The sequence below is a fragment of the Streptomyces fuscichromogenes genome, assembly GCF_014645815.1.
Taxonomy (GTDB): Bacteria; Actinomycetota; Actinomycetes; order Streptomycetales; family Streptomycetaceae; genus Streptomyces; species Streptomyces fuscichromogenes.
In genome coordinates this window covers 199,014-218,040 of record NZ_BMML01000021.1, presented here as the reverse complement: position 1 = coordinate 218,040, position 19,027 = coordinate 199,014, and the positions used below count along the sequence as shown (strand labels likewise).

General features: G+C 72.0%; 17 protein-coding genes. 6 read left to right on the top strand and 11 right to left on the bottom strand.

The window, feature by feature from the left end; all coding sequences use genetic code 11:
* Positions 1–144 (bottom strand): S-adenosylmethionine synthetase N-terminal domain-containing protein (locus IEZ11_RS36350; protein WP_308426565.1); only part of this gene is annotated, 144 nt, incomplete at its 3' end.
* A gap of 97 nt (positions 145–241) precedes the next feature.
* Positions 242–736: a hypothetical protein gene (locus tag IEZ11_RS36345; RefSeq protein WP_189267240.1), complete on the bottom strand. Its 495-nt coding sequence runs from the start codon at positions 734–736 to the stop codon at positions 242–244.
* Between the two features lie 391 nt (positions 737–1,127).
* Between IEZ11_RS36345 and IEZ11_RS36340 the strand changes: the two genes are divergently transcribed.
* Positions 1,128–1,778 carry a response regulator transcription factor gene (locus IEZ11_RS36340; RefSeq protein WP_189267239.1) on the top strand — a complete coding sequence of 217 codons (651 nt, stop codon included), beginning with the start codon at positions 1,128–1,130 and terminating at the stop codon, positions 1,776–1,778.
* On the opposite strand, the gene IEZ11_RS36335 is transcribed toward IEZ11_RS36340, so the two are convergent.
* Positions 1,666–2,814 (bottom strand): sensor histidine kinase, encoded by a 1,149-nt coding sequence (locus tag IEZ11_RS36335; protein ID WP_189267238.1) that lies wholly within the window; start codon positions 2,812–2,814, stop codon positions 1,666–1,668. The genes IEZ11_RS36340 and IEZ11_RS36335 overlap by 113 nt on opposite strands.
* Positions 2,815–3,123: 309 nt before the next feature.
* Here IEZ11_RS36335 and IEZ11_RS36330 point away from each other — a divergent pair, with 309 nt between their 5' ends.
* Complete coding sequence (locus IEZ11_RS36330) at positions 3,124–4,473, top strand: carboxylesterase family protein (protein WP_189267237.1); 1,350 nt, start codon at positions 3,124–3,126, stop codon at positions 4,471–4,473.
* Positions 4,474–4,527: 54 nt separating this feature from the next.
* Here IEZ11_RS36330 and IEZ11_RS36325 read toward each other — a convergent pair whose 3' ends face one another.
* From IEZ11_RS36325 to IEZ11_RS36305, 5 genes are read right to left on the bottom strand one after another with little or no spacing between them, the layout of a single operon-like run.
* Complete coding sequence (locus tag IEZ11_RS36325) at positions 4,528–5,634, bottom strand: phenazine antibiotic biosynthesis protein (protein ID WP_229713567.1); 1,107 nt, start codon at positions 5,632–5,634, stop codon at positions 4,528–4,530.
* Positions 5,631–7,064, bottom strand: coding sequence for an MmgE/PrpD family protein (locus tag IEZ11_RS36320; RefSeq protein WP_189267236.1), 1,434 nt, complete (start codon positions 7,062–7,064; stop codon positions 5,631–5,633). Before IEZ11_RS36320 ends, IEZ11_RS36325 begins: the two co-directional genes overlap by 4 nt.
* On the bottom strand, positions 7,061–7,945 hold the full coding sequence (locus tag IEZ11_RS36315) for a cyclase family protein (RefSeq protein ID WP_189267235.1): 885 nt from the start codon (positions 7,943–7,945) through the stop codon (positions 7,061–7,063). The genes IEZ11_RS36320 and IEZ11_RS36315 overlap by 4 nt, the downstream gene beginning before the upstream one ends.
* 5 nt (positions 7,946–7,950) lie before the next feature.
* Positions 7,951–8,829 carry an HpcH/HpaI aldolase/citrate lyase family protein gene (locus IEZ11_RS36310; protein ID WP_189267234.1) on the bottom strand — a complete coding sequence of 293 codons (879 nt, stop codon included), beginning with the start codon at positions 8,827–8,829 and terminating at the stop codon, positions 7,951–7,953.
* A complete protein-coding gene (locus IEZ11_RS36305; protein ID WP_189267233.1) occupies positions 8,826–10,025 on the bottom strand; it encodes a CaiB/BaiF CoA transferase family protein in 1,200 nt (399 codons plus the stop codon). Before IEZ11_RS36305 ends, IEZ11_RS36310 begins: the two co-directional genes overlap by 4 nt.
* A 343-nt stretch (positions 10,026–10,368) precedes the next feature.
* Here IEZ11_RS36305 and IEZ11_RS36300 point away from each other — a divergent pair, with 343 nt between their 5' ends.
* From IEZ11_RS36300 to IEZ11_RS36285, 4 genes are all read left to right on the top strand, one after another.
* Complete coding sequence (locus IEZ11_RS36300; protein ID WP_189267232.1) at positions 10,369–11,244, top strand: CE1 family esterase; 876 nt, start codon at positions 10,369–10,371, stop codon at positions 11,242–11,244.
* Positions 11,245–11,295: 51 nt separating this feature from the next.
* Positions 11,296–11,868 carry a YbhB/YbcL family Raf kinase inhibitor-like protein gene (locus IEZ11_RS36295; RefSeq protein WP_189267231.1) on the top strand — a complete coding sequence of 191 codons (573 nt, stop codon included), beginning with the start codon at positions 11,296–11,298 and terminating at the stop codon, positions 11,866–11,868.
* A 152-nt stretch (positions 11,869–12,020) separates the two neighbouring features.
* Positions 12,021–13,706: an MDR family MFS transporter gene (locus IEZ11_RS36290; RefSeq protein WP_189267230.1), complete on the top strand. Its 1,686-nt coding sequence runs from the start codon at positions 12,021–12,023 to the stop codon at positions 13,704–13,706.
* Positions 13,707–13,879: 173 nt separating this feature from the next.
* Entirely contained in the window at positions 13,880–14,686 is an 807-nt protein-coding gene (locus tag IEZ11_RS36285; protein WP_189267229.1) for an AfsR/SARP family transcriptional regulator, read from the top strand.
* A gap of 30 nt (positions 14,687–14,716) precedes the next feature.
* On the opposite strand, the gene IEZ11_RS36280 is transcribed toward IEZ11_RS36285, so the two are convergent.
* The 3 genes from IEZ11_RS36280 to IEZ11_RS36270 form a co-directional block, all read right to left on the bottom strand.
* Positions 14,717–15,013: an antibiotic biosynthesis monooxygenase family protein gene (locus tag IEZ11_RS36280; RefSeq protein WP_189267228.1), complete on the bottom strand. Its 297-nt coding sequence runs from the start codon at positions 15,011–15,013 to the stop codon at positions 14,717–14,719.
* 97 nt (positions 15,014–15,110) lie between these two features.
* Positions 15,111–15,926, bottom strand: a complete 816-nt coding sequence (locus IEZ11_RS36275) for an SWIM zinc finger family protein (protein ID WP_189267227.1) — start codon at positions 15,924–15,926, stop codon at positions 15,111–15,113.
* A complete protein-coding gene (locus tag IEZ11_RS36270; RefSeq protein ID WP_189267226.1) occupies positions 15,923–18,943 on the bottom strand; it encodes a DEAD/DEAH box helicase in 3,021 nt (1,006 codons plus the stop codon). The genes IEZ11_RS36275 and IEZ11_RS36270 overlap by 4 nt, the downstream gene beginning before the upstream one ends.
* Positions 18,944–19,027: the final 84 nt, after the last annotated feature.

Here is a 19,027-nt window from a genome sequence, read left to right as displayed (position 1 = left end):
GGTGGTGATCAACGTCTCGACGGCGACCCGGGAGGTGCGGTCCTCGCGCAGCAGCGCGTCGAGAACGGTGTCGCTGATCTGGTCAGCGATCTTGTCGGGGTGACCCTCGGTCACGGACTCCGAGGTGAACAGGCGACGGGACACAACGCTCCCTCAGGTTGCAACGGCTGTTGGCTGATCGGTGCGAAGGGCTGATCGGTGCGAAGGCAGAGCAGACGGAGACGAGACCGGCCGGAGCCGCTCAGCCGCAGTCCGGCCGGGCACCGCCACGCCGGGCCGAGACCTCGGCCGCCGTGGAGCCCACGTAGCCGCCCTGCGCGTCGTAGATCTTCGAGATCCCCGAGCTGTCGAACGTCCCGGCGTCCTGTACCGCCTGCTGAGCGATGTCCACCGAGCCCGTGAGCACACCGGACGCGTCGAACAGCCGCTCCGTCACCAGGTACGAGAACATGTCCGGCCCCAGGCGCCGCCAGCTCCCCCGGCCCTCGGCCCTGCCGCCGTCGGGGGCGTCGGTCACGGCGAGGCACACCGAACCGTCGGCGTGGAACGACAGGCTCAGGCCGTCCGTCCCCGCACCGTGCCGGACCGTTCCCTGCCACACTCCGACAGGCGTGGAGCGGACGGCCGCGGGCGCCTCCGCCGCGCCCGCCGGTACCGTCATGCCCGCCATCGCCGCCAGCCCGGGAGCGGCGAGAACCAGCGCACGGAACGCCCCGCCGGATATTCGGCCCGCCATGGCTCAATCCCCTCTCGTCACCGTCGAAGGCGCCGAAGGTAGCCTCGGGCCCTACAGAACCGGTCGAGTGTGCGAGCGGGCGGCGAGCACTGGTCCAGCGGCCCTCCAGTTCCCGGGCTCAGAGTTCCGGCAGCCGCCGGGACGGACCCGGCGCCTGGCAGGAGCGGTGACGAGATGGCCGATGCGGCATACCCGTCGTTCTGGTCCGACCCACTGGCCGGTGCCACGCTGGACGAACTCCTCGTGGGCATCCTTGAGCGCACGCGCCGGACGCTCCCGGGTGAGGACCGAGATCAACCGGCATTTCCCGGCCGTACTATCGTGGCTCCGCCGTGGATCAGTACCGACCGGCCTTCGGGGACCTGGGACTGGCCCGGCAAGAGGGAGAATCGTGATACGAGTTCTGATCGCCGACGACGAACACTTAATACGGGGAGCGCTCATCTCCCTCCTGGGCGCCGAGGAGGACATCCGGGTCGTCGCGGACACCGGCGAGGGCCGGGCGGTGACACCGCTCGCGCGTGAACACCGGCCGGACGTGGCCGTGCTGGACGTCAACCTGCCCGACATGAACGGGCTCGAAGTGACCGCCCGGCTGCAGGAGGCCCTTCCGCAGTGCCGCGTCCTGCTCCTCACCAGCCTCGACCGGCCGGGCACCGTGCGCCAGGCCCTGGACCAGGGGGTCGCCGGTTATCTGCTGAAGGACGCGTCGCCCAGCGCCCTGGCCACCGCGATCCGCAAGGTGGCGGCAGCGCAGCGCGTCATCGCACCGGAGTTGATGCTCGCCGCGTGGCAGGCCCGGAGCAACCCGCTCACTCCGCGGGAGACTGAGGTGCTCGTGCGGGCCTCGGAGGGACTGGACATCGCGGGCGTCGCGGAGGCGACCAGGCTGTCGCCCGGAACGGTCCGCAACTACCTGAGCCGGTGCGTCATGAAGCTCGGGGCACGGGGTCGAGTGGACGCGGTGCGGATTGCGCGAGAAGCGGGGTGGCTGGTGAGCTCGTCCGCTTCGGCCGCGCACCTGCCGGACACGTCACCGTGAGCGTGTACCAGCCGTCGCGGGAGATCGAGGCCGTGCACGAACCGCCCACGGCGGCGGCTCGGGCGGCCAGGTTGCCCAGACCGAGACCACTGGCCGGGCCGGCCTGACGAGTGGGTTTCTCGGCACCGTCGTTGCGGACGCGGAGTTCCGCCTTCTCACCGCCGCGGAAGGTGATGTGACAGCGGGTCGCCGTGCTGTGCCGCAGCAGGTTGACCATGGCCTCGCGGAGCGTCACCGCGAACAGGAGCCCCGCCTCGCCGTCGGCGACGTCCTCCTCGCCCGCCACGGACACCTCGACGCCGACACCGCTCAGGACGCGGCGGACGTTCTCGAGTTCCTCGCCCGGACTCAGGTCCCAGCATTCGTACGCCATCGACCGCACATCGCGCAGCACTTCACGCGTCAGTCCCATCATGTGCCGCAGTTCGGAGCGCGCGCGGTCGTCCTGCTCGCCGACGTAGCGGTCGACCATCTCTCCCCTGAGGGCGACGATGGTGAGGCGGGAGGCCAGCAGGTCGTGCAGGTCACGTGCGATGCGTTCGCGCTCGTCCTGCGCCGCTCCGCGTACGATCCCGGACTCCATGCGGCTGATCCGGCCCAGCCGCCAGGCCATCTGGATCAGAGCCGAGACCCCGAGCCCGATGACCACGGTCACGGCGGTGACGCACGCGGTCTCGCCGAACGACAGGCCGCTGTCCCGGCCCAGGGCCCAGGCGCCCGCCACGTTGGCGGCGAAGACAACGTTACCCGGCCAGCCTCGCAGCACGACCAGGGCACAGGCCGCGGCGAACCCGGGCATACCCGGCCACTGCACACCGAAGGCGAACGACGGCAGATAGATGAGCACTTCCTGCAGACCGACCGTGCACAGGCCCCAGCGGAGTCCCAGGCGCGGGCCGACGGTGGAGCTGTGCAGCATCTGCAGGGCCACGATGCCGGGCAGGAACGCGAGCCAGGCGGTGACGTCGGGTCTCGACTCGACGTCCAGCATGACGAACAGGCCGATGAGCCCGATCCCGCATTGGACGGTGGTCATTCCGAGAAATAAGTACAACCACCCGGTCGTCTCGCACAGTCGCTTGTACACCCGTCCAGCCCCCGTAGCCCGTTGGTGTCTCGCAGACGATTGAGCTTAAGAGGGTTCCGTTTACAGATCAACGGCGGCCGGACGCGCCGGTCGCGAAGGATGGCGTGAACTGACCGCCGGTCCGCCAGCTGCGCCTACAGGAGCGGAACAGTGGTCGCGAAGCGGTCGACGAACTCTTGAGCGGGAGTCGAGGGCGCCCTGTGAGCATTCCGGGCAACCGTACCCGGCCAGCACTGACGATCCTGAGGAGCACCGGCCATGAACGACCTGGTAGTTGATACGACATCGGGACCGGTACACGGATTTCTGGACCGCGAGGTGCCGAACTGGCGCGGCGTGCCGTACGGACGGATCGAGCGGCGGTTCCGTCCGGCGGCACCGGTCGGCCCCGGCCCCCGCGCGGATGCCACCCGGTGGGGGCCGATCAGCTGGCAGGTGCCCATCTACTCCGGCATGTCGTGGCAGGTCGTGTACGAGGACTCGGTCGAGCAGGAGGACTGCCTCAACCTGAACATCTGGTCGCCGGCCGCCGACGGAGGGGCCCGGCCGGTCCTGGTCTGGCTGCATCCGGGCGCCCACGTGTACGGCAGCGGCAGCTCCCCCTCGATGGACGCCTGGGTCTACGCCGCCCGGCACGACGCGGTCATCGTCACCGCGAACTACCGGCTCGGACCCTGGGGTTGGCTGTATCTCGGCGACCTCGACCCGGATTTCTCCGACAGTGCCAACCTGCCCGTTCTCGACCAGATCCGGTTGCTGCGCTGGATTCGGGACAACGTCGCCGCGTTCGGCGGTGACCCGGGCAACGTGTGCGTCTTCGGGGTGTCCTCGGGAGGCTCCGACGTGGGCACGCTCCTGGGCGCGCCGTCGGCCCGGGGCCTGTTCCACAAGGCGGCTCTCTACAGCGGAAACGCCGAGTCCCTGGTGTCCGGGGACGAGGCGGCACGCCGGGCGGAACGGTTCATGACCGCGGCGGGCTCGCTGGCGACCACCCCGTCGGCGCTCGCCGCGGTACCCAACGTGGGTGTCCGGCACATCCACCGCAAGCTCCTGCGAAGCGACGGACGCGTGCACTACGAGCCGTTCGTCGACGGCACGGTCGTGCCACGGCCACCGCTGGAGTCCGTCGCCGACGGGCTCATGGCCGATGTGCCGCTGCTGCTCTCGGTCACCGCGGACGAGGCCCGGGCCTATGACATCTTCTCGCCGGACACGGTCGACAAGATGTACGCGGAGCGCTCCGGTCCGGACGTCGGCTCGGACCACGACAAGAAGGTGGAGTTCCTCACCGAGAAGCTCTACTACGAACCGGCGGAGCGCCTGCTCACCGCGGCGCACAAGGCCGGCGGCCGCGGCTGGTGGCAGATGTACGACTACAGCCCCACCGTCTCGCCGATCGCCCAGAACCCGCTGTTCGCCGGGAAGGCGGTGCACGGGGTCGACCAGCCCACCCTGTTCATCGACCCGCAGGGCTCGGAGGGCACCGACGTCGACCGCGCGGTGGGCGCCCAGCAACAGGCCGCGCTGATGGGACTGGCGAGGGACGGGCAGCCGGGCTGGACGCCCTGGTCACCCGCGGCGCCCGTGCCGCACCGGATCGGGCCGTGACCGGAGCTCCGTCGGGGCGGGGCGCGCGGGCCCGCTCCCCGACGGAGCCGCGGATCAGTAGATGCCCTCGATCACCCGCTCGCCACCGAACCGGTCGACGGGCTTCGGGCCGGCCACCGAGTCACCGATCTGACCCGGTCGGCCCTCGACCCGGACGGCGCTGTCCCGCTCCAGGTTGTTGGGCAGGAACATGCCCTTGCTGATGTGGTTCATCACCACCTGTCCGCGCTCGCCGTACCGGACGGGCTGCCGGGTCCCGGGATCGACCACCCGGAAGGTCACCACGGGACTGCGCGGGTCGTAGGTGATGTCGCTGTCGGCGCCGAGCCCCTCGCGCTCCCGTGCGCCCTCCAGGATCAGCGCGCTGTTGTACCTGCTGATCATGCGGACGTTCGGAAAGTGCTCGTGGGCGAGCTGGAACCGCTCGTCCACGGTCATGTGGGCGCCGCCCCAGAACACCACCTCGATCTTGGAGTTGATCAGCTCGACGAGCCGTGGCCGCCCCGCGCACGCGCGCAGCAGCGGCGGTGTGGTCACGAGCATGCCGACGTGCTGGCTCTCCAGTACATGCTCGATCTGGTCCAGCACATGCTCGACGTACGCCTTGACCTCGTCGTCCTTGCCCTGACCGATCAGCTTCTTGACCCATCGCGGGTCGATGTCGATGGCGAACTTGACCGTGTTCTGCCGCGCGACGACCCAGTCGTACTGGGAGCCGATCTTGTGCGGTCCGGTCGGCGCGGCCACCAGGATGTTGGCCGCCTCCCGCCCGGCGAACACCGGGCCGGCGAGCATCCGGTCCAGCGCGGCCTCGATCCAGTCCGGCATCAGGATGACGCGCTTGGGTGCCCCGGTGGTACCGCCGGTCTCGAACACCCTCGGCATCGGGGGGTTGGGCCCGTAGCCGCGCGGGATCAGGTCCTCCACGGCGACCTGCCGCAGCTCGTCGACGACGTTGGGGAACAGAGCCAGGTCCTCGTAGCCGTGCACGTCCCGCAGCGGGTCGAAGTCGAGCTTCTCGGCCCGGCGCAGCCAGAAGGGCGAACCGGTCTCGGCGCCGAAGTGCCAGTCGAGGGCGGCCCTGAGGTAGGCGTCGGGGTCGGTCGGGTGGACGGCTGGGTCCAGAACCGCCCATTTCGGGTCCGTACTGAGGCCGGTCACGACATACCTCCACAGTGGTGCGTTCTGAGCAGTTTCATGGTCGGTCGAACGTCCGGGGCGGTGGCCAGCCGGCGGATCTCCCGGCTGATCGCGGCCACGTCGGCGGGGTCGTAACAGGTCCCGGTGTTGAGGGAGAACTTCAGGTCCAGCTCGGCGTCGGTCAGCGGCCGGGCCGGGCCGCCCCTGTTGGTGAGGCAGGACACCTGCTCCGTCCGGCCGCCGGTGAGGTGGGCGGTCACCCGGGACGGCAGCTGGTCGGGGAAGATTCTCGTGCATTCGGGGTCGGCGTGGCAGCGTACTCTGCCGGCCAGTTCGAGTACGTGGGCCCGGCGGACCGCGGCGTCGCCGAAGTCCTCCGTGTGGACGCCGAGTCCGCCGCCGCCGGCCAGGGCGGCGGCGAAGGCGTAGGGGCCGGAGAACGCCGCCGCGTACCCGGTCCTGGGGGCGGCCTTGTCGGCGGCCGGTTCGGCGATGGTCCGCAACACCGGTTCCGCTACGCCCAGTTCGACGGCGAGCACGTCGGCGGGGCGCACCCCGCGGCGGCGCAGCTCGATCGCGGCGTCGATGACGGTGTGCGTGAAGTGGTTGGAGGGGTAGGGCTTCACGTGCAACCGGTCGGTGTGCCAGCGGTCGCCGAGCCCTGCGGTGACCCGCTCCGGCCAGGCGCGTTCCCCGCAGAAGGCCCGGAAGAACCCGAAGCGGCCTTCGAGCACGGTCGGCGGCCCGGTGAGTCCGGCGACCGCCAGCTGGGCCGCCGTCACCCCGCAGTGCGCCGCCCATCCGGTCTGGATCCGCTTGACCGTGCCGCCGGTCCGGTTGGCCTCGATCAGCCCGCTGGACATGCTGGCCGCGATGCTCCCGGCGGCGGCGATCGCGGCGGCCTCGCCGGACAGCACCATCGCGGCCGCCACGGCCGATCCCACGGCACCGCAGATGCTGGTCGCGTGCTGGCCGCGGTCGAAGAAGACCGAATTGCGGCGCTCCTCGTCGTACCCGGCCATGCCCAGCCGGATGCACACCTCGGTGCCCACCGCGACGGCGTCGAGCAGGCGCGGGCCACCGGCACCGACGGCCTCGGCGACGGCCAGCGCGGCCGGCACCACCGAGGCGCTGGGGTGCAGCACCGACGGCAGGTGGGTGTCGTCGTAGTCCATGCAGTGCGCGAGGGTGCCGTTCACGAAGGAGGCCGAGGCGCCGGGCAGGCGTTCCGGGCTCCCGATCACGGTGGCCTCGGGCAGCGCTCCCCACTGGGCGGTCACGGCGAGCACGGTGTGCAGGACGGGCTGCGCCGAGCCCAGGACCATGACACCCACGGTGTCGAGCACGGCGCGCGCCGTCGCCTGCCGCCGCTTCGCCGGCAGGCCGTGCCGTGCCGTGTGCCCCGCGAAGGCGGCCACGTCCTCGATCAGTCCCCGGTCGGCGCCGCTCATCGCGCACCGCTCACGAGGGCGAGCGGACGCAGCGGGGAGCCGGTCGCCCCGACGATGTTCAGCGGGGCCAGGACGAAGGCGAACTCCGCGACACCGCGGGCGGCGAGCTCGCCGAGCCGGAGGTGCTCGATGATGTGCGTACCGTGTTCGACGAGCAGGATCCGGTGGACCGGCAGCGTGGCGTGGCCGCGGCCCGGATGCACCTGCTCGAACGCGGACGTGTCCGCGCCGGCCGCCACGATCTCGTGCCGGACCAGCCAGCCCGCACCGTCCGGGGTGACCCCGGGCACGCCCGAGTCGAGGCCGAGATAGCGTCCGGGATCCGGCCAGAGTGTGCTCCAACCGGTGTGGACCAGGCAGACCCCGCCCGCCCGAGGACGCACCGCCGCCCGGTCGGCGGCCGCGGCCAGGTCTTCGGCCGTGATCCCGTAGCCGCCCGGAAGACGCTCCACCCCGTGCAGCTTCGCGACGTCCAGGAGTACGCCGTGGCACAGCCGCGGCCGGATGGCGTCGACTCCGTGGACCGTGAACGCGCCGCCGGTCTGGGCCTGTGCGCCGGCCACGCCCCCGTGCAGCAGGCCGTCCTGGGAGACATGGGCGAGCGCGTCGATATGGGTGCCGACGTGACCGCCGGTCACGATCACCTCGTTGGCCGCGGATCCGCCGTCCTCGCGGACCATGTCCCCGTGGCGGCGCGAGAGGATCATGCGAAAGCCGGGATGGTTCGGTGAACAGGGCATTCCGTTGGCGAGCGGCTGCGCCAGGTCGATCGCCTCGACGCCCGCCGTCACCGCCGCCAGCAGCAGGTCGCCGGCCGGCCCCGGACCGTCCGCCGCGTCCGCCGTGTTCGTCGTGTTCGTCGTGCCTGTCACATCCGACATGCGTGTCACGTCGCGTTTCCCACCAAGTCCAGGGCGTTGGCCAGCCGAAGGGTCTGCTGTGCGTTGGCGACCGCGGGCGGCCCCACCATCTTTCCCTTGCCGTTGATCACGATCGACCGGTTCTGTTCCCTGGCCAGCGCGGCTGCCGCGCAGATCTCCATCGCCTCCTCGATCTCGTGCGGTTGCGGGGTGTACACCCGGTGGATGACCGGCACCTGTGCCGGGTGGACGGCCATCCGGCCGATGAAGCCGAGCCGCTTGCCGTGCCTGCTCGTGGCGAGCAGTCCCTCGGGGTTGCGCGGATCGGGGAACACGCTCTGCAGCGGGTTGGGCAGGCCCGCGGCCCGGGAGGCGATGATCACCCGGCTCCGGGCGGCGTCCATGGTGGCGCCGTCCATGTCGGCGTACAGATCGGCGCGCAGATCGGACTCGCCCAGTCCCAGCATGCCCACCGAGGGCGAGGCGGTGGCGAGGCGGTAGGCGTTCTCCAGCCCGCACGCGGTCTCGATGAGCACATGGACGACGGCCGGGCTGCCCGCCTGCCGCAGCAGGTCCGCGACCTGCCGGATCTCCTCGGGCCACTCGGTCTTCGCCATCCGCACCCCGGCCAGACCGATACCGGCCACGGCCACCACGTCCTGCTCGCACAGCGTCGAGCGCGTCGAGTTCAGGCGGACGAAGGTCGGCTTCGGGGTGGGTCGCGAGGTGATCGCGGCGGCCGTCTCCCGGGCCGACGGCTTGTGCGAGAACGGGACGGCGTCCTCCAGATCGATGATGACGGCGTCCGCCTCGGACTCGTAGGCCCGTGCTATCCGGTCCGGGTGGTGGCCCGGCACGTAGAGACAACTCCGGTAGACGGGGTGTTCCGCCCTGACATCGCTCATGCGTCCGCCTCCTCCTTCCGCGAGCGGGGAAGCAGTTCCTCGGTGTGTTCGCCGAGCCGCGGGCCGGCCCACCGGACGCTGCCGGGTGTCCGCGACAGCCGGAAGGGCACCGTCGGCATGGTCACCGTGCCCAGGTCGGCGTCGGGTACCCGGGTCAGCAGTGACCGTGCGCGGAACTGCGGGTCCTCGGCGATGTCGTCGACCTCGTAGACGGGCGCCACCGCCGCCTCGGCCCGCTCGAACTCGGCCAGCACGATGGCGCGGTCGTGCGCCGAGATCCAGCCCCCGACCGCCTCGTCGATGATCTCCCGGTGCCGTGCGCGGCCGGCACCCTGGGCGAACCAGGGCTCGTCGCACAGCTCGGGCCGCCCCACCAGCCGCATGACGCGTTCGGCCACCGACAGGGCCGGCGCCGACACCGCCACCCACCGGCCGTCCGCGCACCGGTACACGCCGCGCGGGGCGTTGTTGTGGGAGCGGTTGCCCAACCGGGCCGGTTTGACGCCGAGTTGGTCGTACTCGGTGAGCTGGGCGCCCAGCGAGCCGATCAGTGTCTCGGTGATCGCGACGTCGGCGGTCTGCCCGTGCCCGAACCGGTCGGCGGCACGCAGCGCGATCAGGGTCGCACAGGCGGCGTGCAGTCCGGCGACGGCGTCCCCGAGCGGAAAGGGCGGCAGCAGGGGCGGTCCGTCCGGTTCGCCGGACATGGCCGCGTAGCCGCTCATCGCCTCCGCGAGGGTGCCGAATCCCGGTCTGCGCCGGTACGGCCCGTCCTGGCCGAACGCCGTGACCCGGGTGAGGACCAGCCTCGGGTTGGCCTCGGCCAGCACCTCCGGACCCAGTCCCCAGCGTTCCAGCGTGCCCGGGCGGAAGTTCTCGATGACGGCGTCGGCGCCGGCCGCCAGTTCCAGGAACCGTGCCGCGTCGTCGCTGTCGGCCAGGTCGAGGACCACGCTCTTCTTGTTGCGGTTGAAGACCTTCCACCACAGCGGGACCCCGTCCCTGGACCGGCCGAAGCCACGCAGCGGGTCTCCCGACGGGTGCTCGACCTTGATCACCTCGGCCCCGTAGTCGGCCAGCAGTCTCGCGGCGAACGGCCCGGCAAGCAGAGTGGACACGTCGATGACTCTGACATCGGCCAGCGGAAGTCTCGTACCGGTCACAGGGCACCCTCTCGTCCCGGCGAAGGACAACATCCAGTGAGCCCGATCCTCGTGACGCGGCCTATGGGGATGCTCGAGGATGTATCGAGCAGGCTCTGAAGGGCCGCGACCGCCGGGCCCCGGTCCGTGGCGGCACCGACTGCCACAACTCCGCGCCGTTTAAGGCGATCTGACCGTAATCTTCCTGTGCGAGCCGCCAGGACCCCGGTGTATAAGAAACGAGTCCCGTCCCCGCGGCGCCCCGGGCGGCACCGCATCCGCCGCGACCCGCCGGACCCGCACGCCGACCACGGCCCGGTCGGGCTCCGTCCCGTTTCCACCGAACGTCGCCACAGCCATGCCGTCCTGCTGTGGATATCTGGGGGTATGAGCGCACATGTCAGTCGATGGCGACCTGGTCGCCGGCACGCTGAGGATCGGCGGGAGGCACCGCGACTTCGCGGTCCGGCTGCCGCGGGCGGTACCGGCCGGCCGGCCGATGCCGCTCGTCCTCGTGCTGCACGGTCACCAGTGGAACGTCACCGGACAGATCATGCGCGAGTGGACCACCTTCGACGAGCAGGCCGATGCCTGGGGGTTCGCGGTCGCCTACCCGGACGGCCTCGGCGGCGGCTGGGCGGACGGCCGCGGTGTGACCGGGGCCGACCTGGCCGGGGTGGACGACGTCGCCTTCCTCCGCGCGATCATCGACTGGTCCGCCGAGCGGTACGGCACACCGGCCGACCGGGCCGTCGTGACGGGCATCTCCAACGGCGCGTTCATGGCCCACCGGCTGGCGCTGGAGGCGAGCGACCGGGTGGCCGTCCTGGCGGCCGTCGCCGGCGGACTCCCCGCCGCCCTGCTCGGCACCCGGCCGACACACGCCGTCTCGGCGCTGCTCATCCACGGCACCGCCGACATGATCACGCCGATCGGCCCCGGACACTCCCGGCGTCGCGGGCCCCGGGGCCGGCTGCTGGGCCGGACGCTGTCGTTGCACGAGACGGCCGAGCACTGGCGCGCCACGAACCGGTGCCCGTCCGGGGCCGACAGCAGGCGCACCACGGAACTCTCCAGCCGTGTCACCACCCCGGGCGGTGTCGGTGGCACCCAGGTCGTCGCCTGGACGGTGTTCGGCGGCGGCCACAACTGGCCGGGCGCACCCGTCGGCGACGACTGGGACGAACCGACCACACAGGAGTTCGACGGAGCCGAGGAGATCTGCCGCTTCGCCGCCCCCCTGCTCTCCGCCGCGGACACCCGGCGGCTGTGACGCACCCGAAGACCACACGGACCCGACAACAGCACCACAAGGAGTCAACTCATGGCAGTGATGGGCAAGTTGCTGAAGAACAAGCGAGCAGGGGACGAGGGGCTCGCCTGGCACGCGCCGAACCTCGCGGGCGCGAACACGCTGCAGCTGAGCAGCCCCGACTTCGCACACGAGGCGACGATCCCGACCCTGCACGCCGGCAAGCGCCTGGGCGGGCAGGACCTCTCACCGGCCCTGGCCTGGGACGCCGCGCCCGCTCAGACGGCACAGCTGCTGCTGGTCATCGAGGATCCCGACGCTCCGACGGCCCTGCCGTACAACCACGGCATCGCGCTGCTCGACGCGGCCCTGACCGGAGTCCCGCAGGGCGGCCTCGACGCCGAGACCCCCGCGGACGGCGTGCGGCTGCTCAGCTCGGGCTCGCGCCGCGGCTACCTGGGCCCCGCCCCGATCAAGGGCCACGGCCCGCACCGCTACGTCTTCCAGCTGTTCGCCCTGGGCAAGCCGCTGACCATCGGCAAGAGCGACACCGTGCCCGACTCCGCGAAGCCGCGGGCGGTACTGGCCGCCGCGGGTGACGTGCTCGCACGCGGCCGGCTGGACGGCTTCTACGAACGCGTCTGACGGGTGAACGGCGGAGCCTGACGGCACCGGCGGCGTCGGGCGGCGGAGCCCGGCGCCCGTCCTGGGCCGGATCCGCCGGGCTCCGCCGCGATCGGCCGTCGGCCGCCGACCGCGTATGTCCCACCGTGACCGACCGGAAGTGAGTACGCATCATGGCTGACCGTCCCCCCGAGCAGACCCCCGAGGCAGCGCCCGCGGCACTGACCCATCGGCAGATCCTGTACATCGTGTCCGGACTGCTCATGGGCATCTTCCTGATCGCGATGGAACAGACGGTCGTCGCGACCTCGATCCGGGTCATAGCCGACGACTTCGGCGGCTACTCCCAGCAGGCCTGGGTCACCACCGCCTATCTGGTCACCTCGACCATCGTCACACCGCTGTACGGCAAGCTGTCCGACATCTTCGGGCGCAAACCGTCCTACCTGTTCGCGGTCACCGTCTTCATGCTCGGCTCGACCGCCTGCGCCTGCGCGACCTCGATGTACGAGCTCGCGGCCTTCCGAGCCGTGCAGGGCATCGGGGCCGGCGGACTGAGCGTGCTGGCGTTCACGATCCTCGGCGAGATCGTGGCTCCCCGGGAACGCGCCCGCTACCAGGGCTACTTCCTGGCGGTCTTCACCGGCTCCAGTGTCATCGGCCCGCTCATCGGCGGCGTCCTGTCCGACTCGCACACCATCGCGGGCATCACCGGCTGGCGCTGGGCCTTCCTGATCAACGTGCCGCTCGGTCTGGTGGCGCTGCTCGTCGTGTACCGGGTCCTGAACATCCGGCACGCGCGCCGCGAAGGCGTCCGCATCGACTGGATCGGCAGTGCGGCTCTCACCGTCGCCCTGACCCCGATGCTGGTCGTCGCCCAGTTCGGCCAGGAATGGGGCTGGGGTTCGGTCCGGTCGGTCGCCTGCTTCGCGGTGTTCGGCGTGGGCGCCCTGTTGTTCCTGTGGGTGGAGAAGCGGATGGGCCAGAGCGCGCTGCTGCCGCTGCGGGTCTTCAGGAACACGCGGTTCTCCCAGGGCGCCGTGCTCGCCTTCGTGCTCGGCGTGCTCATCCTCGCCCCGTTCAGCCTGGTGCCGCAGTACTTCCAGGTGGTGCTCGGGGCGGGGCCGACCCGCGCCGGTGCCCTGCTGCTGCCGATGATCGCCGGCACCATCGCGGGCGCCCTCACGTCGGGTCAGATCATCTCCCGCACCGGCACCTACCGGGTGCACTCGATCGCCTCCGCGATCCTCACGGTGGTCAGCATGTTCCTCCTGTACGTCCTGTCGGGGACGGAGAGCCTGCCCGCCCTGTTGCCGGTGACCTTCGCGTTCGGCCTCGGCATCGGCTGTTTCAGCCAGCCGATCACCCTCGTGATGCAGAACATCCTGCCCGCCCGGGAGCTGGGCATCTCCACAGCGGCGGCCACCTTCTTCCGGCAGATCGGCGGCACCGCCGGCGTGGCGGTCCTGCTCTCCGTCTGGTTCGCGCTCACGCCGTCGGCCATCACGCACCATGTGAGCTCCGCGCTCCGTGACACCGCCTACCGGCAGGACGTCGCCCTGGCCGCGCGGCACACCCCCGACCACACCGCCCGACAGCTGGTCACGGCCCTGAACTCCGGGGACACCGGGGCGGCGCAGGACGTCGTGCACAACACCTCGGCGCTGCAGACACTGCCCCGCTCCGTCTCCTACCCGCTGCGGCAGGCGTTCGCCGACTCGATGAGCACGGTCTTCCTGATCACGTCCGCCATCGCCGTCGTCGGCCTCGTGGTCCTGGTCCTCTGGAAGCCGGTGACCCTGCGCGCGAAGGCCGGCGCCCAGGAGGCCGCGAAGGAACGGGCGGCGTCCAAGGGCTAGGGCCGGGCGGCCCCTCGGTCACGAAGTCCGGGCACGCACCTGACGTGGTGGAGGTGAAAAACTCACATGCCGGTGCTGAGGGATTCCCACGGCATCGGTGTCCCATGCTCTGGGTTCAGCGGTGCTCAGATGGAACGCTCCGGTGTATGCCACAACCGGATCGGAGAGTACTCGTGAAGATAGGGGTACTGGGACCGCTGTCCGTCGACCACAACTGCTCGTCCATCGTCCCCACCGCAGGCAAACCGCGTCAGGTGCTCACGATGCTCGCGCTGCGGGCAGGCCACACCGTCGCCGTGAGCACCCTCATGGAGGAGGTCTGGGGGGACGCGGTGCCACGCAGCGCCGCCACCACGCTCCAGACGTACATTCTGCAGTTGCGCCGCCAGATCGCCGGGACCCTGCCCGCCGGGTCCGCCCTCACCCCGAAGGACGTCCTCGCCACGTCCTTCGGCGGCTACCGGCTGACACCCGGCGTGGAGAGCCACGACTCGGCCGAGTTCCAGCGCCTGGCGTTGCGGGGCGGTGCGGCGCTGGAGGCCGGCGATCCCCGCGCCGCGGCCGACCTGCTCACAAGAGCGCTGAACCTGTGGCGCGGACCGGCGCTGGGAGACGTGCCGCGCGGGGTGGTGCTGGAACTCGAGGCCATCAGCATGGAGGAGTCCCGCATGCAGGTGCTGGAGCAGCGCATCGAGGCAGATCTACGGCTCGGCCGGTACTCGTCGCTCATCGCCGAACTGCGCGTCCTCACCGCACGGCACCCGCTGAACGAGAACCTGTGCGCCCAGCTGATGACGGCCTTCTACTGCTCGGGCAACACCTGGCGGGCGATGGAGGAGTTCCGCAGGCTGCGCGACTGCGTGCGCCGGGAGCTCGGTGTCGAGCCGAGCCCCCGGCTCCAGCGCATGCACCAGGCCGTTCTGAACGCGGAGTCCCTGCCCAGGACGTTGCGGACGCAGCTGCCCTTCGCCGTGGACTGACCGGTCCCGGCCGGCGGCGCCGGACGTGCGTCACTGCGGGGCGGTTCGCTCCAGCACCAGGGTGTACACGTTCGGGTCACTGCCGGCGAGCGCGCGCAGGGCCTTGGCGTGCGGCCCGAACTCCGGGTGTGCAAGGGCCTGTTCGAAGTGCTCGCGGCTCTCCCAGTCGGCGATGTTGACGTATCGTCCCGGCTGGTCGGCGTGGCGGAGCATGCGATGCCCGAGGAAGCCGGGCCGGGCGGTGAAGAACGCCGAGGTTGCGTCGAAGGCCCGCTCGAACTCCTCGACGGAGCCGTGCACTTCGAAACGGTTGACAAACGTGATCATCGATGCGGCCTCTCCAGGCGGGGATCGGGGCACGAACTTCGGTGCGTGCCCCGATCCTGTCGCCGGTCGCTCGACGACCACTCGAAGGACCGGCGCGCTACGTCCCCTGCGCCAGCCGGTACGCGTATCCGGCGGCGTTCTCGACGACGGTGGCGAGCGCCTCCGCCTGGGCCGGTGTGCAGCCGGGCGGCGGGCACCGGCGGCGCAGCCGGCCCGCGGGGTCGGCCGGCTGCTGCGGGTGCAGCGGTACGGCGAAGAAGTCCCCGCCGGCGAAGAACGCCTCTCCTGCGGGCAGTTCGGCCACCGGCACACCGGGCGGGCCCGCGGTGCCGCCCGGGACGCCGCCGCTGCGGGCCGCGCGCAGCTCCGCGAGCAGTTCCTCCCGGCTGCGGCCGCGCAGGGCGAGCAGCAGGAAGGGGTTGTCCTGCAGTGCCTCGGCGAAGGTGTAGTGCACGGCGGCGCCGTGGACGCAGGGATCGCCGTTGTCCCGGCAGTCGCAGTGGGAGGAGAGCTCACCGCGGCGCGGGAAGGCGGTGAGTTCCGCCCGGCCCAGGGTCTCGTCGAGGTTCTCCGGCATTCGGCCCTCCAGCAGGCTCGCCGCGTGCTGGAGCTGCCCGGCCAGGGCGCGGACGCCGGCCGCCCACTGGTCGTCGGAGAACACCGGCAGGACCAGTTTCACCTCCCAGGCCCCCTTGGGCTGCTCCACACGGGCCGTGACCTCGCCCGGCCGGACCGCGAGGCCCTGTACGGCACCGCCGCGCGCGAGCGTCCTGCCGCGGGGCAGGCGGGTGTTGGGGTAGGTGGCGCCGAGCGATTCCAGGGCGCGGATCCACCGCCGGCTCCACGCGGCGGCTCCGGCCGCCGCGGGCTGCCGGCGACTCCGGGACGGGGTACGGGCTGCTGCCGGGCTCACTGGTCCACTCCTTGGTCCGAGAGCTGGACAAGGTCACGGAGGGCCGCGTCATCGAGTTCGGAGAGCCAGGTCTCGCTGGTGCCGACGACCGCGTCCGCCAGTGAGCGTTTGCTCTCCAGCAGCGCGTCGATGCGCTCCTCGAAGGTGTCCGCCGTCACGAGCTTGTGCACATGGACGGTTCTGGTCTGGCCCAGTCGGTGGGCACGGTCGCTGGCCTGTTCCTCGACGGCGGGGTTCCACCAGCGGTCGTAGTGCAGGACGTGCGAGGCCCTGGTGAGGTTCAGGCCGAAGCCGCCCGCCCTGAGGCTGATGACGAGGACCGGGGACGCGCTCTCGTCGTGCTGGAACGCGTCGACCATGCGGTCCCGCTCGTCCACCGGGACGCCCCCGTGCAGGAAGGGCACCTGGTCCAGCCCGAGCTCCGCGGCCAGATGGCGGCTCAGCAGCTCGCCCATCACCCGGTACTGGGTGAAGACCAGTACGCGGTCCCGCGCGGCCACCGCCTCGGAGAGCATCTCGGTGGCCCGTGCGAGCTTCCCCGAACGTCCCCCGAGCCGCTCCTCGCCCGGCTGCGCCCCCCGGCGCAGGTACTGGGCGGGGTGGTTGCAGATCTGCTTGAGCTCGGTGAGCAGGCGCAGCACGTTGCCGTGCCGGGCGAAGCCGCTGCCGAGCCCGCCGTCCGCGTCGAAGGCGGCGGCGACCGCGGCCCGGTAGAGCGTGGTCTGTTCGGCGGTCAGCGTGCAGGCGACCGTCGACTCCAGCTTCGGCGGCAGCTCGTCCGCCACCGCGCTCTTGAGCCTGCGCAGCACGAACGGGGCGATGACCGCGCGCAGCCGCTCGGCGGTCGCGGTCTCCCCCGCGCGTTCGATCGGGTCGGCGAAGCGCTCCTTGAAACGGCGGTGCGAGCCGAGCAGGCCGGGGTTGGCGAAGTGCATGATCGACCAGAGTTCGGAGAGCCGGTTCTCCACCGGCGTGCCGGTCAGGGCGACGCGTTGCCGCGCGGTGAGCCGGGACGCGGCGCGGGCCGTCTGCGCGGTGTGGTTCTTGATCTGCTGCGCCTCGTCGAGGACGACGAGGTTCCAGTCGACGGACGTGAGCAGTTCGGCGTCCAGACGCAGCAGGGCGTAGCTGGTGACGACCACGTCGCCGGCCCGGAACTCGCCCGCGGAGCCGGCGCGCCGGGGGCCGTGGTGCCTACGCACGCGCAACCCCGGTGCGAACCGGGCGAGTTCCCGTTCCCAGTTGCTCATCACGGAGGTGGGACAGACCACGAGATTCGGCAGTTCGCCCGTACGGCTCGCGATCAGCGCGATGGCCTGGAGGGTCTTGCCGAGGCCCATGTCGTCGGCGAGCAGCGCGCCGAACCCGATCCCGGTGAGGCTCTGCAGCCAGGCCACGCCGCGCCGTTGGTAGTCGCGCAGCTCCGCGCGGACCCCGGCCAGCTCGGGTTCGTCCCGGCCCGCCTCCCGGAGGGCGGCGACGAGTTCGGTGACGGAGCCGTCGGCCAGCGCCGGCACGTCGCCGAACTCCTCGGTGTGGTGGCGGCCGCACAGGACGACGGACAGCGCCTCCGCCATGGCCAGCCGTCCGCCGCCGCCGGCCAGGGCGGCGAGCCGGTCGACCCGTTCGCAGTCCACCCGCACCCACCGGTCCCGCCACCAGGCGAGGGGTTCGCCGCGCTCGGCCAGGGCGACGACCTCGTCGGGGGGCACCACCTCGTCCCCGACGACGGCCTCCCACCGAAACGTGACCGTACGGCCGGGCCGGGCCGGCGCGTGCGGCCGTTCCGGGAAGCCACCGCGGCGGGAACCCACGCGCAGCCGCGGGCCGAGGACGTTGTCCGGCGCGTCCAGTCCCTCCGGGACGAGCACGCCGATCCCCGCCGTGCGCAGCGCGGTTCCGCCGTCGCCGAGCAGTTCGGCGGCCTCGTACGGAGTCAGCATGACCCCGTCGGGACGGCTCCGGGACAGGGCCTGCGTGAGCGGCCGGAAGGTCCGCGCCGCCAGGGCCAGTCCCTCGGTGAGGGTTTCCTGCGGCCGGTCCAGGACGCCGGCGCCGAGGGCCAGCGTGTCGGTCCGCGTCGTCCACACGCGTCGCGCGGGCACCAGGGGCGCCGGCTCGCCCACCGTCTGGAGGTGGAACGTCAGCGGCCATCTCTCGTCCGCCCCGGCGGGCAGCCCGAGCCGAAGGCAGAGCCGTACGGCGATCCGCTCCCCGGCCGCGGCGGCGGCCCACTCCTCCAGCCGGCCGGCCGCGGGGGTGTCGGGCGCCTCCACGGCGGCCGCGTCGGCCCCTGCGGTGAGGGCCCCCAGCCAGGCCTCCGCCCAGGTGCCGGTGCGCACGGCCGCCACCCGCCCCCGCGCGTCGCCGGCACCGGCGGCGGCACCGGCGGCGGCACCGGCGGCGGCACGGGCGCAGACATCGGCGACGGCGTCGCAGAAGGCGGCGAGCAGGCTGTGCGGGGCGCGAACCCGCACCTCGTCGGCCCCGTCCGGTGCCCTCGTGCCGGGCGCGGGGACCCGCAGGGCGTGCGCGGCGGTCGGCAGCGCCTCGGCGAGGGCGGCCAGCCGCGGGTCACCGCCGCAGTCGGCGCGCCAGTGCGCGTGCGTCCGGCCGCCCGTCCCGGCGGCCAGCACCGGGGTCAGGTGTCCCGCGACGACGTGTTCCAGCGCCAGCCTCGCCGCGACGGCCCAGGCGTACACGGAAGCACCCGGCCGCCGGCCGCCGGACGACGGGTCCGCGGGATGCAGGCCCACCAGGGCGGCCAGCGCCTCACCCACCGGTACCAGCAGGGCGGGCACCTCGGCACCGACCAGCAGGTCACCGGCGGGCAGCACCACGGGGAGCGCGGCGCCGGGTCCGGCGCCCGGCCCGCGGTCCGGCACGCGCAGTCCGAGGGCCGCCGCGTGGACCGCCGGATCCGGCGTTCCCCAGAAGGCCATTCTCCCTTTCCCGGGCACCTCGGGGTCGGGCACGAAGGTCGCCTGCAACTGACCGGGAAGCTCGGGTCCGCCCATATGCGATCCTGTCTCCTCGAAATCGCGGATTCGGAAAAGCGCTGTGCAGGATACCCCGAGAACCGCTCCGATTTCACAGTGGGC

Excerpts from the sequence above, each read along its gene's own strand:
- IEZ11_RS36345 (WP_189267240.1), bottom strand. The coding sequence starts at position 736 with ATGGCGGGCCGAATATCCGGCGGGGCGTTCCGTGCGCTGGTTCTCGCC.
- IEZ11_RS36335 (WP_189267238.1), bottom strand. The coding sequence starts at position 2,814 with ATGACCACCGTCCAATGCGGGATCGGGCTCATCGGCCTGTTCGTCATG.
- IEZ11_RS36330 (WP_189267237.1), top strand. The coding sequence starts at position 3,124 with ATGAACGACCTGGTAGTTGATACGACATCGGGACCGGTACACGGATTT.
- IEZ11_RS36320 (WP_189267236.1), bottom strand. The coding sequence starts at position 7,064 with ATGAGCGGCGCCGACCGGGGACTGATCGAGGACGTGGCCGCCTTCGCG.
- IEZ11_RS36315 (WP_189267235.1), bottom strand. The coding sequence starts at position 7,945 with ATGTCGGATGTGACAGGCACGACGAACACGACGAACACGGCGGACGCG.
- IEZ11_RS36310 (WP_189267234.1), bottom strand. The coding sequence starts at position 8,829 with ATGAGCGATGTCAGGGCGGAACACCCCGTCTACCGGAGTTGTCTCTAC.
- IEZ11_RS36305 (WP_189267233.1), bottom strand. The coding sequence starts at position 10,025 with ATGTTGTCCTTCGCCGGGACGAGAGGGTGCCCTGTGACCGGTACGAGA.
- IEZ11_RS36300 (WP_189267232.1), top strand. The coding sequence starts at position 10,369 with ATGTCAGTCGATGGCGACCTGGTCGCCGGCACGCTGAGGATCGGCGGG.
- IEZ11_RS36295 (WP_189267231.1), top strand. The coding sequence starts at position 11,296 with ATGGCAGTGATGGGCAAGTTGCTGAAGAACAAGCGAGCAGGGGACGAG.
- IEZ11_RS36290 (WP_189267230.1), top strand. The coding sequence starts at position 12,021 with ATGGCTGACCGTCCCCCCGAGCAGACCCCCGAGGCAGCGCCCGCGGCA.
- IEZ11_RS36280 (WP_189267228.1), bottom strand. The coding sequence starts at position 15,013 with ATGATCACGTTTGTCAACCGTTTCGAAGTGCACGGCTCCGTCGAGGAG.
- IEZ11_RS36270 (WP_189267226.1), bottom strand. The coding sequence starts at position 18,943 with ATGGGCGGACCCGAGCTTCCCGGTCAGTTGCAGGCGACCTTCGTGCCC.